This window comes from Candidatus Bathyarchaeia archaeon (genome assembly GCA_038882715.1).
GTDB lineage: Archaea > Thermoproteota > Bathyarchaeia > Bathyarchaeales > DTEX01 > DTEX01.
Genome location: JAVZNR010000004.1, coordinates 121,620 through 134,145, shown reverse-complemented (window position 1 = coordinate 134,145; position 12,526 = coordinate 121,620). Strand labels below are relative to the sequence as shown.

21 protein-coding genes, 1 tRNA gene and 1 pseudogene are annotated in these 12,526 nt (G+C 37.9%); 18 read left to right on the top strand and 5 right to left on the bottom strand.

The features are described 5' to 3' along the window. The 6 genes from QXR61_04070 to QXR61_04045 form a co-directional block, all read left to right on the top strand. Nucleotides 1–396, top strand: a 396-nt coding sequence (locus QXR61_04070; GenBank protein ID MEM3757122.1) for an MscL family protein, incomplete at its 5' end; no start/stop codon positions are given. Between the two features lie 420 nt (nt 397–816). Continuing rightward, nucleotides 817–1,050, top strand: a complete 234-nt coding sequence (locus QXR61_04065) for an AbrB/MazE/SpoVT family DNA-binding domain-containing protein (GenBank protein ID MEM3757121.1) — start codon at nt 817–819, stop codon at nt 1,048–1,050. Nucleotides 1,051–1,065: 15 nt separating this feature from the next. Continuing rightward, the gene (locus QXR61_04060) at nt 1,066–1,470 is read left to right on the top strand and encodes a PIN domain-containing protein (protein MEM3757120.1); all 405 of its coding nucleotides are present in this window, start codon (nt 1,066–1,068) and stop codon (nt 1,468–1,470) included. A gap of 28 nt (nt 1,471–1,498) precedes the next feature. Further along, nucleotides 1,499–1,681, top strand: coding sequence for a hypothetical protein (locus QXR61_04055; GenBank protein MEM3757119.1), 183 nt, complete (start codon nt 1,499–1,501; stop codon nt 1,679–1,681). 121 nt (nt 1,682–1,802) lie between these two features. Beyond that, nucleotides 1,803–2,159: a hypothetical protein gene (locus QXR61_04050; protein ID MEM3757118.1), complete on the top strand. Its 357-nt coding sequence runs from the start codon at nt 1,803–1,805 to the stop codon at nt 2,157–2,159. After that, a complete protein-coding gene (locus QXR61_04045) occupies nt 2,134–2,736 on the top strand; it encodes a hypothetical protein (GenBank protein MEM3757117.1) in 603 nt (200 codons plus the stop codon). Before QXR61_04050 ends, QXR61_04045 begins: the two co-directional genes overlap by 26 nt. Nucleotides 2,737–2,908: 172 nt before the next feature. Here QXR61_04045 and QXR61_04040 read toward each other — a convergent pair whose 3' ends face one another. Further along, nucleotides 2,909–3,493, bottom strand: a complete 585-nt coding sequence (locus tag QXR61_04040) for a hypothetical protein (GenBank protein ID MEM3757116.1) — start codon at nt 3,491–3,493, stop codon at nt 2,909–2,911. Nucleotides 3,494–3,587: 94 nt separating this feature from the next. Here QXR61_04040 and QXR61_04035 point away from each other — a divergent pair, with 94 nt between their 5' ends. The 8 genes from QXR61_04035 (at nt 3,588) to QXR61_04000 (ending at nt 7,599) form a co-directional block, all read left to right on the top strand. Beyond that, nucleotides 3,588–3,788 carry a hypothetical protein gene (locus QXR61_04035; protein ID MEM3757115.1) on the top strand — a complete coding sequence of 67 codons (201 nt, stop codon included), beginning with the start codon at nt 3,588–3,590 and terminating at the stop codon, nt 3,786–3,788. A gap of 16 nt (nt 3,789–3,804) precedes the next feature. Continuing rightward, entirely contained in the window at nt 3,805–4,254 is a 450-nt protein-coding gene (locus tag QXR61_04030; protein ID MEM3757114.1) for a hypothetical protein, read from the top strand. Next, nucleotides 4,235–4,498, top strand: a complete 264-nt coding sequence (locus tag QXR61_04025; protein ID MEM3757113.1) for a hypothetical protein — start codon at nt 4,235–4,237, stop codon at nt 4,496–4,498. Before QXR61_04030 ends, QXR61_04025 begins: the two co-directional genes overlap by 20 nt. Then, nucleotides 4,491–6,389 (top strand): hypothetical protein, encoded by a 1,899-nt coding sequence (locus tag QXR61_04020; protein MEM3757112.1) that lies wholly within the window; start codon nt 4,491–4,493, stop codon nt 6,387–6,389. Before QXR61_04025 ends, QXR61_04020 begins: the two co-directional genes overlap by 8 nt. A gap of 2 nt (nt 6,390–6,391) precedes the next feature. Further along, the gene (locus QXR61_04015) at nt 6,392–6,640 is read left to right on the top strand and encodes a hypothetical protein (protein MEM3757111.1); all 249 of its coding nucleotides are present in this window, start codon (nt 6,392–6,394) and stop codon (nt 6,638–6,640) included. A 9-nt stretch (nt 6,641–6,649) separates the two neighbouring features. Beyond that, the gene (locus tag QXR61_04010) at nt 6,650–6,973 is read left to right on the top strand and encodes a hypothetical protein (GenBank protein ID MEM3757110.1); all 324 of its coding nucleotides are present in this window, start codon (nt 6,650–6,652) and stop codon (nt 6,971–6,973) included. Further along, on the top strand, nt 6,970–7,110 hold the full coding sequence (locus QXR61_04005; GenBank protein MEM3757109.1) for a hypothetical protein: 141 nt from the start codon (nt 6,970–6,972) through the stop codon (nt 7,108–7,110). The genes QXR61_04010 and QXR61_04005 overlap by 4 nt, the downstream gene beginning before the upstream one ends. Before the next feature lie 288 nt (nt 7,111–7,398). Continuing rightward, complete coding sequence (locus tag QXR61_04000; protein MEM3757108.1) at nt 7,399–7,599, top strand: hypothetical protein; 201 nt, start codon at nt 7,399–7,401, stop codon at nt 7,597–7,599. A gap of 99 nt (nt 7,600–7,698) precedes the next feature. On the opposite strand, the gene QXR61_03995 is transcribed toward QXR61_04000, so the two are convergent. Beyond that, entirely contained in the window at nt 7,699–7,863 is a 165-nt protein-coding gene (locus tag QXR61_03995) for a hypothetical protein (protein MEM3757107.1), read from the bottom strand. A 110-nt stretch (nt 7,864–7,973) separates the two neighbouring features. Between QXR61_03995 and QXR61_03990 the strand changes: the two genes are divergently transcribed. After that, nucleotides 7,974–8,132 (top strand): hypothetical protein, encoded by a 159-nt coding sequence (locus QXR61_03990; GenBank protein MEM3757106.1) that lies wholly within the window; start codon nt 7,974–7,976, stop codon nt 8,130–8,132. Nucleotides 8,133–8,423: 291 nt separating this feature from the next. Next, on the top strand, nt 8,424–8,921 hold the full coding sequence (locus QXR61_03985) for an integrase (GenBank protein MEM3757105.1): 498 nt from the start codon (nt 8,424–8,426) through the stop codon (nt 8,919–8,921). Here the strand turns inward: QXR61_03985 and QXR61_03980 are convergent. Both QXR61_03980 and QXR61_03975 read right to left on the bottom strand, forming a co-directional pair. Further along, on the bottom strand, nt 8,905–9,663 hold the full coding sequence (locus QXR61_03980; protein ID MEM3757104.1) for a site-specific integrase: 759 nt from the start codon (nt 9,661–9,663) through the stop codon (nt 8,905–8,907). The genes QXR61_03985 and QXR61_03980 overlap by 17 nt on opposite strands. Nucleotides 9,664–9,784: 121 nt before the next feature. Further along, nucleotides 9,785–9,863, bottom strand: a tRNA-Pro gene (locus tag QXR61_03975). Between the two features lie 259 nt (nt 9,864–10,122). Here QXR61_03975 and QXR61_03970 point away from each other — a divergent pair. Continuing rightward, nucleotides 10,123–10,338 carry an isochorismatase family protein gene (locus QXR61_03970; GenBank protein MEM3757103.1) on the top strand — a complete coding sequence of 72 codons (216 nt, stop codon included), beginning with the start codon at nt 10,123–10,125 and terminating at the stop codon, nt 10,336–10,338. 164 nt (nt 10,339–10,502) lie between these two features. After that, nucleotides 10,503–11,207: pseudogene (locus tag QXR61_03965) on the top strand (gamma-glutamyltransferase). Nucleotides 11,208–11,345: 138 nt separating this feature from the next. On the opposite strand, the gene QXR61_03960 reads toward QXR61_03965, so the two are convergent. Further along, nucleotides 11,346–12,482, bottom strand: a complete 1,137-nt coding sequence (locus QXR61_03960) for a DUF763 domain-containing protein (protein MEM3757102.1) — start codon at nt 12,480–12,482, stop codon at nt 11,346–11,348. Nucleotides 12,483–12,526: the final 44 nt, after the last annotated feature.

Here is a 12,526-nt window from a genome sequence, read left to right as displayed (position 1 = left end):
ATAATAGCGAGACATGATCCGAATCTCTTTCGCGAAATCGTTAAATTCAGCATTAGGAGCTTTGAAAAAGATAAAGCATCATACTATATTAGCGCGGAGACCATCCCACCTAAGGGTTTGATTGCGGAATTCAAGGATTTCATATCGAAGTATAAGGTTATGGGCATGGCTGTAGCCTTTATCATGGGCATCTATTTAGGCGCATTAGTTCAATCGCTTGTAAACGATTTATTAATGCCAGTAATCGAACTCGCAACACCAGGAATACCTTGGGAGCAAATCACTCTCGGACCATTCCGTATAGGTAGTTTTCTAGGAGCGCTCATAACATTCCTAATAGTTGCATTTGTGATCTTTCTAATAGTTAAGATGACTAAAAAATGGGGAATAGAGTGACCTATATAAAGAAAATCTCTTTCTTTTTTTGTTTTACATGTTTAAAAGGCTATGTTTTGACGGTGACTATTTCTCAAAGCGCTGAAATGTAAGTTAAGCTCGTTTAGAAGTTCTTCTGGCTTAAGAATTTCTATTGCTGTAATAAACAGTCAATAAAGATTGGGCTAGTGTATCCAATGGTGGAGCACGCGTTTGGATCCGAGCCGTTCTTTACACTATTTTGGATATGAATAGAGCTATTATGAGCAAGACACGCGAAACATACCCCGCTAACAGTAGAGAACGAAGAAATGTGAAACGCAAGCAATACGCAGAATCATTTTAGAAGCCCGGTGTAAATCTAGCGAGGTAGTTGTGGGTGTACTATGTGAGTAAAATATAAATCCCACTTTACCTAAATTTTCCTAATTGGTGGGAAAGATGAGCATATTGGAAATTGATGATAAGGGTAGGCTAACTATACCTAAGGAGATTAGAGAATCTTTGAATTTTGGGAAGAAGGTTTTGGTTATAAATGCTGGCGATCATCTTAAGATAATTCCGTTACCCCCCGATCCCTTTAAAACCCTTCATGGCGCATTTAACGTCAACAAGCCATTTAGGGAGCTCAGAAGGCAGGCGGAGTTGTTGGCTGAGGGTGAGGCAGGTAAATAAAGGGTTGATGATGTAATGCCGCTCTTGGAAAATGACGTCATCTTCGCCTATCTAAATGAACATGATCCTAATCACCCTATTGCGGAGAGAATATTTAGGAAACTTCAGTATGGGGGGATAAGTGTTCACATCTCAAGCGTTAGCCTGATTGAAATGGAGCTAATTTATAGGAGCGAGGGGATGGAAGAAAGGCTTCTGAGGGATTTAGCAGCCCTAGCAGCTCTACCACACGTAGAGTATGTGCCATTAACCCCCGATACAGCCGTTGCAAGCGCATATTTAAGGCAGACATTAAACCTCTCGTTCTTTGATTCCCACTACGCTGCGACAGCGCTAAGCCTAGATAGAAAAATAATCTCATTCGATAAAGCATACGATAAAGTGCCGGGTTTAACTCGCATCAGACCCGACACCCTTTAAAACAGATGATTATGAGGAACACCAGAATATGATGGAGACCACTCCAATTTCAGCCATAGTTCCTCACGATCATATGCTGCAGGGAATTACTGCTCAGGAAAATCTCTCCATAAACACCGTCCTCTATTTTCCAAAATCTCCATTAGATGACATAATAGCCCTAGCAATGGGGATAACGATAACTCCACTGGGATGCGAAATTTTCCTTTGACCTATCCATGATAACTTAAAAAAGGAAAGGGCGGGCGCCCCAACCGTGGCTCAGCGATTTTTTGGTTGCAGAAGTTTTAAATATTTGTGTCCGTTATGAGCGAAAAATAATGGTGAATTTGATGAAGATTAAACAAGCACTATTATTTGTTTTATTGCTAGTCTTTTCTTTAATTATTGTAATGTTTAATGTAAAGGCCGAAGGCTTTCTATCAGATCCTACGATCGTTGAGGCTGGAGTTTGGCTTGTGAATGTGGAGAAGGTGGATTTGTCCGCGAGCAGTTATCGTCTAGATTTTTACATATGGTTCAGATTTAATCCCTCTAAGATAAGCCTAGAAGAAGTAAAGGAGTTTGAGTTTGTAAATGGTTTTCCATTGAGATATGAGGTTAAAATGGATGCGGACAATGGGTACCTAGAGTACCGTGTCAGAGGGGACTTCATAAAAACCTTTGACTTCTCAAGATACCCCCTTTGAGACCCATACGCTTACAGTGGAGCTAGAGCACAAAAGACTAAATGCTTCTTATCTAATTTTTAAAGCGGATCAAACCTCAAGCATTGATAAAGAGGTTAATGTTGCTGGTTGGGAAATAGAGGGGTTCGAAGCTGCCGTAACTGAGCACTCCTATGGCGGCGAGGTTTACTCAAGATTTGTTTTCAGCATAAAGCTAAGAAGGCCTATGCTGTCCTCCTTTGTTAAAAGCGTTCTGCCAGTAATAGTTATAACAACAATATCGCTTTTGACCTTCTTCATTTCACCCCAAAACTTCGGCCAGAGAATAGGCTTAGGTGTGACGACATTAATGTCTGCGACCACTTTCCATCTGGCATTGCTCAGCGGCATTCCTCCCATAGGTTATTTAACATTCGCCGACAGAATGATGCTCTCAATATATGCAATATTCCTTTACAATCTTTCAGTCTCCGTTTACATCATGAGACTCGTAGACGCAAAGAAAAATGAAGAAGCGCAAAAATTCAACAAGAAAGCATTAAAATTATTAGCAGTTCTCATAATAGCCCTAGCGACAATTCAACTAATTATCTTATAGCTAATTTCCTCTAACATAATGTGAAGTGGGGCCAGTTCATTAAATGGTGGGGCCGGTGGGATTTGAACCCACTAAAATCATTGTTTTCCATAGAGCTTTAAGTTTAGGGGGGTAGGGGGTTAAGGTTTGTGAACATGCAGAAATATAGCAAACAAATAGAGAAGAGAGGGGGTTAAATTAAACCTAGTTTTTCCATTTCATCTATTAATCTTCTGGTTTCTGAGAGAATTTTATGGTATTCATGGTTTGGTGGTATTATTCTTTCTAAGAACTTTATGATTTTCTTCCTACTCTCTTTATCTAATGCTACAAGCTGAGTTAAAGCTGAAAAAATACCTATATCCATTTTTTGCTCTGAAGAGAAATAGGATGTTGATGCTAAACGTAGAATTTTTTGAGCGAGTTCATCACCTAACTCCTCATACATGATTGCTAAAGTTTGTTTTGCTTGTTCATCTTTAATGTAGTTAAATATTGCTTGTTTAAATTCTAAGGGAGAAAGCTCAAAATCAGTTAAAACATACATTAAACCTTCTTTACTTAATCTCCAAAACTTTATGAGAACTCTTTTTTCACTTAACCCCTCAGTAGCAGTTATAAACCCTTGTTCATGTAATTTTTGAAGAGCATTCCATACACTTGGGTAATTTCTAGGAGGAATGTTAAGGGTTTCTTGAATTTTGTAGGCGTTCATATCTGGTTGTAGAGCAAGCAACTTTAAGATTTGCTTCTGTATTTCTCCAAACTTTTCAGGCATACTATCACTCTCACAATATATAAAGTGATAGGAAATATTTAAATATTCCCTCTGATTCTATTATTATCAGATAATATAATGTTGAGGTGAAAATATGCCTCTAATTAAAAAAATAATCAAAACGGGAACAAGCTATGCGGTGGTAATACCTTGGGAGTGGATAGAGTGGTTTAAAAGAAAGTATGGAGTAGAACCCAAAGAAGTTGTGGTAGTAGAAGTAAACCAAGAGCTAAGAATCATTCCAATTTTACCAGAAGATGCTAAGAAAGAGGGAGAGCTATCAGTTAAGGTTTAGAGAGGTGAGAAAAAAGATGGCGTGCAACCCCAATAATGAATTAAACAGTAATGTAGATTTAAAGTTTTCTGAGGATAGAGAGGAAACCATACTTAAGATTTTGGTTGATGTGGGCAATGCTCTCGAAAGTATAGGCAAACAGATTAAGGAGTCAGTTTCTTTGATGATTGAGGAGAGGGTTAGGGAGAAAGAGAACACTTCTACTTTTGAGTTTCATGAACCCCTAAAGAAAGATGGGGGGTTTGAGAGGTTCTTAATGAGGGTTCTGAATGCTGAGAAAGATAAGCATCCTAATGAGTTCATTTACACCATAGAAAGAAACCAAAATAATGAGATTACTAAGGTTAAAGCTCCTAAAGAGCACCTAAAGGATGTTTCTAATGTTGTCAATTGGATAAACAGGAAGATTTTGGAGAATAAAAGCAGAAAAGGAGGAGAAAAACAGAATGGAAAGTCAAATAGTTGAGTTAGAGGTAGCTGATTTACTCATAAATGCCATAGAACATGACTTGAAAAGCAGAAAGAAAAGCAGAATTTACAAATATGCTTCTCTTATTACTTGTGAAAACTGCTTTCACAACCATGTTTTAGACTATATGACTTTGGTTCTAGTGCATGAGGGGAAATGCCAGTTTTGTGGTGAGAGATTTCATTTTGGTTTTAAAGTGCTGATTGCTGAAGCAAACAAAAGGGGGGTTAGTAATGGTTGATGAGTTTTGGAGAAAAGCAGTTAAGATATGGACGAGTGAGAACCTAATACAGTATGTTGAAAATGACTTAGATAGGAAAATTAAGCGTGATAGAGCAGTTAAATTAAGCGTTTTCTTTACGGGGTTAAGTGCCTATCTCCCAGAACCTATAAACCTATTCCTAAAAGGTGAAAGTGGCATAGGCAAAACCTATAATGCTGTTAAAACATTAGAGTATTTCCCTAAAGATGATGTATGGCATCTTATAGGTTTAACTCCTAAAGCTCTAGCTCATGGATATGGTGTTTTGGTGAATAAGGATGGTGAACCCATAAACCTTAATGATATGCCTAAACGCCCTAGAAAAAGAGATTATAAGACTAAAGAGGAATATGAGGAGGCATTAGAGGAATATCGTGAATCTCTTAGGGAATGGGTTGAGGAGCTTAAAGACAGTTATCGTTTAATTAATTTTAGAGGTAAAATTCTGCTTTTCCTAGAAGCTCCTAGTTTAGAAACTTTTAGAATGCTTTACCCTATACTTTCACATGATGTTAAAAGGAGCTTCTATAAATATACTGATAGAGATGAAAGAACAAAAAAACTAAAACAAGAAACTGCATGTTTAGAAGATTGGTGTTCTGCTATCTTCCTTTCAGTAGATAAGCAGTATTTAGAGGAAATGGCGACAAGGAGTTTTACAGCTACACCAGAAGCATCTAAAGAGAAAATAATGAGTGCTAATGAACTAACAAACCTTAAAGCATCTTACCCATTTATTTATAATCAAGAATTAGAAAGCACAAAAATAATCAAACATTTGATTGAGAACATTAAAAAAGCGTTTCTCGAAAATAACCTTGATGTTATCGTGCCTTTCCCCCAACTTTACACCATATTTCCTAGTGAAATTGTTAGAGATATGAGGGATTTTAATCGATTCATTCAATTTCTAAAAACTGTTACAGCGTTACATTTGTTTCAACGACCTTTTATCCACATAAATGGCACAAAATACCTTGTTTCAAATGTTGATGATATTAAAAATGCCCTTTCGTTATATCTGGAGATTTTTGAAACAACAAGAACGGGGACGGAAGAACGTATTTTAAAGTTTTATCATGATATTGTTGCTAAAGGTGATAATTGGACTATTCAAGAGCTTACTACTAAGTATAATGAGAGGGCAGATAAGAAAGTTAGTAGTGAGACAATAAGAAGATGGTTGCGGCGTCTTTCAGAAATAGGTTATGTGGATGTTAAACCTAGTGCTGAAGATAAAAGGATGAATTGTTATAGTCCATTAGTTAAAGAAGAAAAATCCACAATTTGCCAAAAAATGAAAGATACGATAATTTTAACGTCCAATTTGCTAGAGGGGTTCAAAAAATGGTTAAATGAATTTCCACAAAATGTGGGTGAGCAAAATAATATAAAATTTTCAAAGTATAAGATACTTGATGAGGAAAAAGGAGTATGGGGAGAGACAGAAATATCTTTTGAAGAGTTTGTTAGGGATGTTCTAGGGGAGTATGCTGAAGACTTCTTAAAAAATGTATATATTTTAAATGGGGCATTTTGTGGATATTTGTCTAAAGAAGAAAATGCCGTAAAAAACGAAGTGGAAGATAAAAATATCCGCAATAAAGATTTTTGTCAAATTGTGGATAATTCAGCGGAAAAGAAGCAAGAAATAGGGATTTCTGAAGAAGCGCCTAAAGAGGTTGATGAATGGAATAATGCAGAATGGTTTGAGTGGAAGCGCATTAAACCTAATGAACCTTGTGAGTTATGCGGTTCTTACCCTACTGAATACCTAATCCATGTTAAAGAATGGGGTACAACTCTAAGAAGATGTGAAAGATGCTTTAACGATTTTAGAAAGATGTTTCGAGGGGGTTTTAAGGGTTGAGTATGGTTAAAACCATACCTAAATGGGTTCATAAGGGGAAAACAAGGCATTTTTACACTATTGGGGTTCTATGTTCACAAAAAAGAATTGTTGTAATATTGATAGTTAAAGGGGTTTTCTATAATGGCATTCTTAAAGGTAAGGTTATTGGTTGCATGGATAGAGAGTTCTGTAATGCTCAAAAAGGTTGTTTCATAAATCACTCTATTACCTCTTTAACAAATTTTGAGGATTTTAAAAGGTTAATGTGAGGTTAGATTATGCGGAAAGAGGAGCAGTTTATTAGGTTTCTGAATGAAACAATTAGGGAGCAGAGGGAAAAAATGATTAGAGAAGCATTAGAAACCATTGAGAAATACAAGGATTTACCTCATAAACTTGAGAAGGAACGTAAAAAGAAGAGGAGAAAACCACTTTCAGAAAAAACAAGGGAAAAACTATTTTTGCTTGAATTCAAGGTTTCAATACTCAATCATGCTAAAAGAATTGTTGAAAACCCAGAGTTTGCTAAGACTTTAACCCCAGAGGTTGAGAAGATTGACTTAAAACCTAGTGATGAAGATAATGAGAGGATTGAAGCATGAAAAGGTTTATTGAGTATGCTCTTCTGTTTCTAACCTTTGCTTCTGGGGTTTACTCTTTCAATAAGGGAGCAAAAGATTTAGCGTTTATCCTATTCCTTTTAGTGATTTACTTAGTTTTGAGGAGATTTGAGGAGTAGGTATTAAACCATGTTCACGAGTGCATATTTTGATGTAGAAGAGGGTAGGTAAGTGCTTCAAAATACCTACTTGTGAACATATCCTAGAATTTTATTCTAGAAAAAATGTTCTAGGAGAGAGTTCTAAGGGGTTTCTTTCTTCATTATTATGGGGGATTTTGGTAGAATATTAGAGAGGGTTCCCTTAATTATCATTTAAATTAGGTATTAATTGAAAGAACTTTTAAAAGTTCTATTGAGTGTAACATTTATAAGTATGTTTTGTAAGAGTTTCTTTGAAAAGCGCTTATGGGTAAGGTTTGGAAAAGCTATAGGGACGTAGATGAAGTGATAAGCGCCATTCAAAAAATACTTGAGGTTAAAGGGGAGCTACCTAACCCTTTAGTAAACAGTATAAGGAAAACGCTTGAAACCTCTAAAAAGGGATTGGTTCAATATTTTTACATTCAATTAACTGAGAAGTGTCCAGAGGCATTAAAATACTTCTAAAGTTTAAACATGTCTAAACACAAAGAAGAAGTTTATATCCATGTTATGGATAATTTTCTTCTTTAAAAGCTGTACTTAAAAAGGAAAATAATTTTGTTGTCAATAATCCATTTTTCTTTTCATGTCCTCTATCCACTTTTTGACCGCTATAGTTACAAGTTCGTCTGGGGTTATGCCATAGATCACCTTTGCAATCATCTTTATCTCCCTGTAGAGCTTTGGTGATAACTCGATTTCACCGTACTCTTTACATTCTTCAAGCATTTTTCACTCCTCCTTAATGTTGTATTTACAACAAAGTTACTTATAAAACTTTACATTCTGTTACAAAAAGTTTAAATTAAACATTGTTACAAATGAAACTTGGTGAAAAAATGGTTTACAGAGGCGTAAGAATCTCAGATGAAACCTACATTCGCTTATTGAAGCTGAAAGCAATGCTTACCGCAAAGAACGGTAAGGCAAGAACATTTGATGATATAATCCGAGAATTGCTTGATTTCTATGAGAAACAAGAAGGTAAAGTAAGTTAAATATCCTTAGTCTTTATCATTGTTGTAGCTTTGCTTGTGAACGCTATCGTTACGAATTACCGCAATGTGGGAATTAATCTAAAAGAAGGGCAATAATTCCCCTTTCATAATTAACCCTTAACCAAAAATACATTTCACAAGTGCATATTTTGAAGCAGTTTACCCTAACCCCTTTAACCTCAAAATACCTACTTGTGGCATATTTTTCCGTTTACCTTATGGTTCTATGGTAAATGGAAAAGGCGCATTGTCTGAAAGAGTTATTAACAATTAACGAAATAAGGTAAAAATATGAAATGGGATAAGGGTTTAGATTACGAATATTGCTATAGCGTGCTTTTGAGAAGACTGCAGAGAGCTAGGAATAATAAACAATATTGTTATTATGCAATACTCTTAACACAATTGCGTAACGGTTCAAGGGTTAGCGAAGCAGTTAGAGCTTTCATAGAGTTCGTTAAGACTGGAAAGAGAGAACTGAATGTTAATGTTAGCAAGAAGAAGAGGGTTGAAAAGCGCCTTATGATAATTCCAAACGAGATAGAAAGAGAGAAATGCATGTTTCTAGATGATGATGAAGGGGTTTTAACGAAAAGGGTTAAGGTTTTCTGCAAGCAGAAGCTTGGTTTTAACACTCATAGTTTAAGATACGCATTTATAACTTACCTTCTAAAGCATCAAGTGAACCCTAGCATAGTAGCAAAAATAACTAAGCACTCAAAGCTAGACTTTATACTAACCTACACTCAAGAGAAAGTTGGTGAAGAGATCCTTAAAAATTTAATTTAGGCCTTCTTAAGCAGTATCCCCACTCTGTTTTAGTCACATATTCATAACCTTCTGAAAGATACTTTGATAACTCCTCTTTTGTCTGAGCGTACACAACATCATAGGCGTTTTCCCTTATCCATGATTGGACTATGTGAACATATCTTAAGGTGTTCTGAATATTTGAGTGCCTTGCGAAACGTTGGGTAGCTACAATATCCTTAGTCTTAAAGTAGTACCATGAGATAGCAAAATGCCTAAAGGTGTGGAAGTGGATTTTAAGAAAATCTGGGTTATTAGTTTCCTTAGCTAACCTAATCCTATAATCCCTAATAAACTTATTAATGTATTCACTCTTAGCATAATTAAAGATTCTCTCATCATTCTTAGGTATTTGGGAGAGTAGGGTAACAAGTTCATCACTTATTTGATAAGTGAAACTCTTATGTCCCTTAACTCCTCTAATAACTATGGTTTTATTCTGAAAGTTCACATCACTCCATTTTAGGTTAAAAATCTCTGAAGCAGTTGCACCCGTTTCAACTGCTAAGAGAATAATAGCTCTATTCTTCACACTTCTAACCCTATAAATGAACTGTCTAACCATGTCTGGAGTAGGCACATAAATGTTAGCGTTATCGTAAACTCTAAACTTAGGTTTCTCAACCTTTAAACCTAGAAACTCAGCATATTGCCTTACTGTTTCTAAAGCATAAGCTTTACTCTTGTCAACCCAATTCTTAGATAGAACTTGAAGCATCATTTCTTGAGGAGAACCACTTAAAGACTTAAGAAACCTTAGTTTCCTCTTAACAGTACTCTCCCTATTCCCTCTCTTTAACAACCATAAAGCAAAATTAACAAAACTGTCATAGGTGCAATAATGGTGGGGCCGGTGGGATTTGAACCCACGACCACGCACGCCCCAGGCGCGTATCTTAGACCAAGCTCGACCACGGCCCCAACCCTTTCTCCATGGGCCTCGGCTCCTTCAAGTTTAGCCATCTCTTCAGATTTTACGTTTACTGAAGAGTTTTATATTGTTTGTGTTACTGACGTGCTCCAATCCAGTTTCTATCAGCTTGACTATTTATTTTTGGTTTCTTTAATGCTTTTGCATGGATATGCTTTAAAATTGATAAGATGAGCGTAAACCAGCGTATTACTCTTTTCTGTCAAGGTCTCTATAACTTGACAGAAGTGCACATATGCATTATGCATTATGCAGACAGCCATAGAAGGGCTAAAAGAGGGCTTTAAAGTTTGTGTTGTTAATGATGCAACATCCTCGAGGAATCTAGAGGACAAAGAGATCGCTGTCGAAAGATTAAGGGATAACGGGGTCATAGTGGCTTCAACTGAGATGCTCATCTACGAACTTTTAAAGAAGGCTGGAACGCAGGAATTTAGGGAAACGCTGAAGATGATAAAGCCCTAGTTTGAGAAGTGATTGCAAATATATGTGGCGGTCCACTAAAGATCTGTTCTTGGATCACGATAGAGATTACTTAGTCGCTTAAAATTAAATATGACGTGCGGAATACTTTTTCACATGTATCTTAAGTCTCCCTTCTACTCTAGAGCGTTCTAAGAGAAGGTAACGCTGTAGATGCTACCGTATCCATAGGCTTTTCTTTAAGCGTCGTTCTGCCACATCTATCTGGGCTTGGTGGAGACTTTTTCGCTTTAATAATGGATCCTAACGGCCGCGTGCACTTCCTTAACGGTAGCGGCTATGCCCCTAGAAGACTTACATTAGATTTCATGCGGAAACTAGGCTTTTCCTCCATGCCATCCCACGGCGTATATTCTATATCTGTTCCGGGAATGGTTGATGGCCTGCATAAATTGTGGAGGAGATTTGGGAGCTTAGAGTGGGGCAGGCTCATACTTCCAGCGATCAAAATCGCACATGGTTTCCCGGCGACTAAAAGTTTGTGTGAAGCCTTAAGCAACCTCAAAGATGAACTTATGAAAGATAGGGGTTCGAGGGAAACGTATCTCGTAGGCGATAGAGCTCCATGTGAAGGCGATGTAATTTCATTTAAAGGTCTTGCCGAAGCTTTAGAAATAGTGAAATCGGATCCAAGAAGCTTTTATGAGGGTGAAATTGCTGAAAGCATCGTGGATTATGTTAATTCTCTTGTCGGGGTACTAGAGTTAGAGGACTTCAAAAGATATAGCGGTGAATTCGGCGACCCCCTGTCAATTGAGTATCGTGGTAAAAAAGTCTATGAGATGCCCCCTAACACTCAGGGAGTAACTACGCTACATATTCTCAAGCTTCTAGAAGACTTTACGAGTTAAGGAAACTGTCGCATCCAGCTAAGATGGGTGTGGCAGCCATAGTTGAAATCAAAGGAAGGCTTAAGGCCGGATACTCAGATATCCGTGGAGACGGATTACCCATAGGGATAATCTAGCGGCCGTGTATTCTGTTGAGCCTTAAATCTTCATGTCCAGAGGCACAAATCTCCTAAGTTTTTGGAGCATGTTTAAGCGCTCTCTGTCGCCTATCTTGGCTTTTTTAACAGCCTCCCCCAATATTTTTATTGATTCATCCATAGCCTTCCTATCAACCGGATATGGGACTCCATCCTTCCCACCATAGGCGAAAGAATATTTGACTGGATCCCTCCAGCTAGGCTTGTCGCCATATATTATCTCGGCCACCAACGCTAAGCCTCTAACGGTTGATGGCCCTATCCCCCTAATGCCTAGCAGCTCCTCGTAGTTTCTAGGCTGTATTTCATATGCCCTTTCCAGAGCCTTCCAATTTATTGTGGACGGCATTTTAAGGAACTCTGCAACATAATTCTCCCGCCCCATAGCTGACATATTTGGGATCCATTCTTGAAGAGATTTCTGATATGCTGGCCGTATCATCTCAAACATTCTAATAACTCTCTCCGGCCTTTCTTTAACTATGTCAACTGAAGTTTTTCGGCAGCTCTCGCTCTCTTTTGCAGTCATATCTAGGGCTATGGGACGCTTTACGTCGCCAATTATAGCCTTATGCGGCTCAACAACGAAGCTTTCCACCTGGTCTGAGAGCCAATGGTATCTTCGAGCCGTCCTATCATTTATGTTCATGCCCTGCTGTACTACAGCCCATTTACCGTCCTCAATGAGGAAAAATGCGTGGTGGTAGAGAGGGTAACCAGCCTGTATCGCCGTGTTGTCGACCTTTGCGCTCATCCTGCTTGCATACTGTAGGCTCTCTATCTTTTTGGTTGAGAGGTTGAATGTTTCTCCAATCTTAACTATCTCCGAAAGTGTTTCCTTTGAAGCCTTACCCTTGCCGCCGCAGACAGCTATACCTAAATCTCCCTCCTTTAACGCCGTTTTCAGCACCCCTGTGACAACGGTTGTGACCCCTGAGGAGTGCCAGTCGTAGCCTAAGACGCATCCAAAGGCCTGAAACCAATATGGGTCTGAAACTCTATAGAGAAAAGCCTCACGCCCATATTCATCAACGATTATTGTGACAATCTCTCTAGCCAGCTTCATCATTCTCTTAATTAACCACTGAGGCGCCTTACCATCATGGAGCGGCAGCTCAGTAAAACCCGTTCTCTTCAACTACACCACTACGGACTTAGCGCTTTAACCTCAATTTAAAAATA

Coding starts and splice junctions, on each gene's coding strand:
- QXR61_04065 (MEM3757121.1), top strand. CDS start 817: ATGAGCATATTGGAAATTGATGATAAGGGTAGGCTAACTATACCTAAG.
- QXR61_04060 (MEM3757120.1), top strand. CDS start 1,066: ATGCCGCTCTTGGAAAATGACGTCATCTTCGCCTATCTAAATGAACAT.
- QXR61_04055 (MEM3757119.1), top strand. CDS start 1,499: ATGATGGAGACCACTCCAATTTCAGCCATAGTTCCTCACGATCATATG.
- QXR61_04050 (MEM3757118.1), top strand. CDS start 1,803: ATGAAGATTAAACAAGCACTATTATTTGTTTTATTGCTAGTCTTTTCT.
- QXR61_04040 (MEM3757116.1), bottom strand. CDS start 3,493: ATGCCTGAAAAGTTTGGAGAAATACAGAAGCAAATCTTAAAGTTGCTT.
- QXR61_04035 (MEM3757115.1), top strand. CDS start 3,588: ATGCCTCTAATTAAAAAAATAATCAAAACGGGAACAAGCTATGCGGTG.
- QXR61_04030 (MEM3757114.1), top strand. CDS start 3,805: ATGGCGTGCAACCCCAATAATGAATTAAACAGTAATGTAGATTTAAAG.
- QXR61_04025 (MEM3757113.1), top strand. CDS start 4,235: ATGGAAAGTCAAATAGTTGAGTTAGAGGTAGCTGATTTACTCATAAAT.
- QXR61_04020 (MEM3757112.1), top strand. CDS start 4,491: ATGGTTGATGAGTTTTGGAGAAAAGCAGTTAAGATATGGACGAGTGAG.
- QXR61_04015 (MEM3757111.1), top strand. CDS start 6,392: ATGGTTAAAACCATACCTAAATGGGTTCATAAGGGGAAAACAAGGCAT.
- QXR61_04010 (MEM3757110.1), top strand. CDS start 6,650: ATGCGGAAAGAGGAGCAGTTTATTAGGTTTCTGAATGAAACAATTAGG.
- QXR61_04005 (MEM3757109.1), top strand. CDS start 6,970: ATGAAAAGGTTTATTGAGTATGCTCTTCTGTTTCTAACCTTTGCTTCT.
- QXR61_04000 (MEM3757108.1), top strand. CDS start 7,399: ATGGGTAAGGTTTGGAAAAGCTATAGGGACGTAGATGAAGTGATAAGC.
- QXR61_03995 (MEM3757107.1), bottom strand. CDS start 7,863: ATGCTTGAAGAATGTAAAGAGTACGGTGAAATCGAGTTATCACCAAAG.
- QXR61_03990 (MEM3757106.1), top strand. CDS start 7,974: ATGGTTTACAGAGGCGTAAGAATCTCAGATGAAACCTACATTCGCTTA.
- QXR61_03985 (MEM3757105.1), top strand. CDS start 8,424: ATGAAATGGGATAAGGGTTTAGATTACGAATATTGCTATAGCGTGCTT.
- QXR61_03980 (MEM3757104.1), bottom strand. CDS start 9,663: ATGATGCTTCAAGTTCTATCTAAGAATTGGGTTGACAAGAGTAAAGCT.
- QXR61_03970 (MEM3757103.1), top strand. CDS start 10,123: ATGCAGACAGCCATAGAAGGGCTAAAAGAGGGCTTTAAAGTTTGTGTT.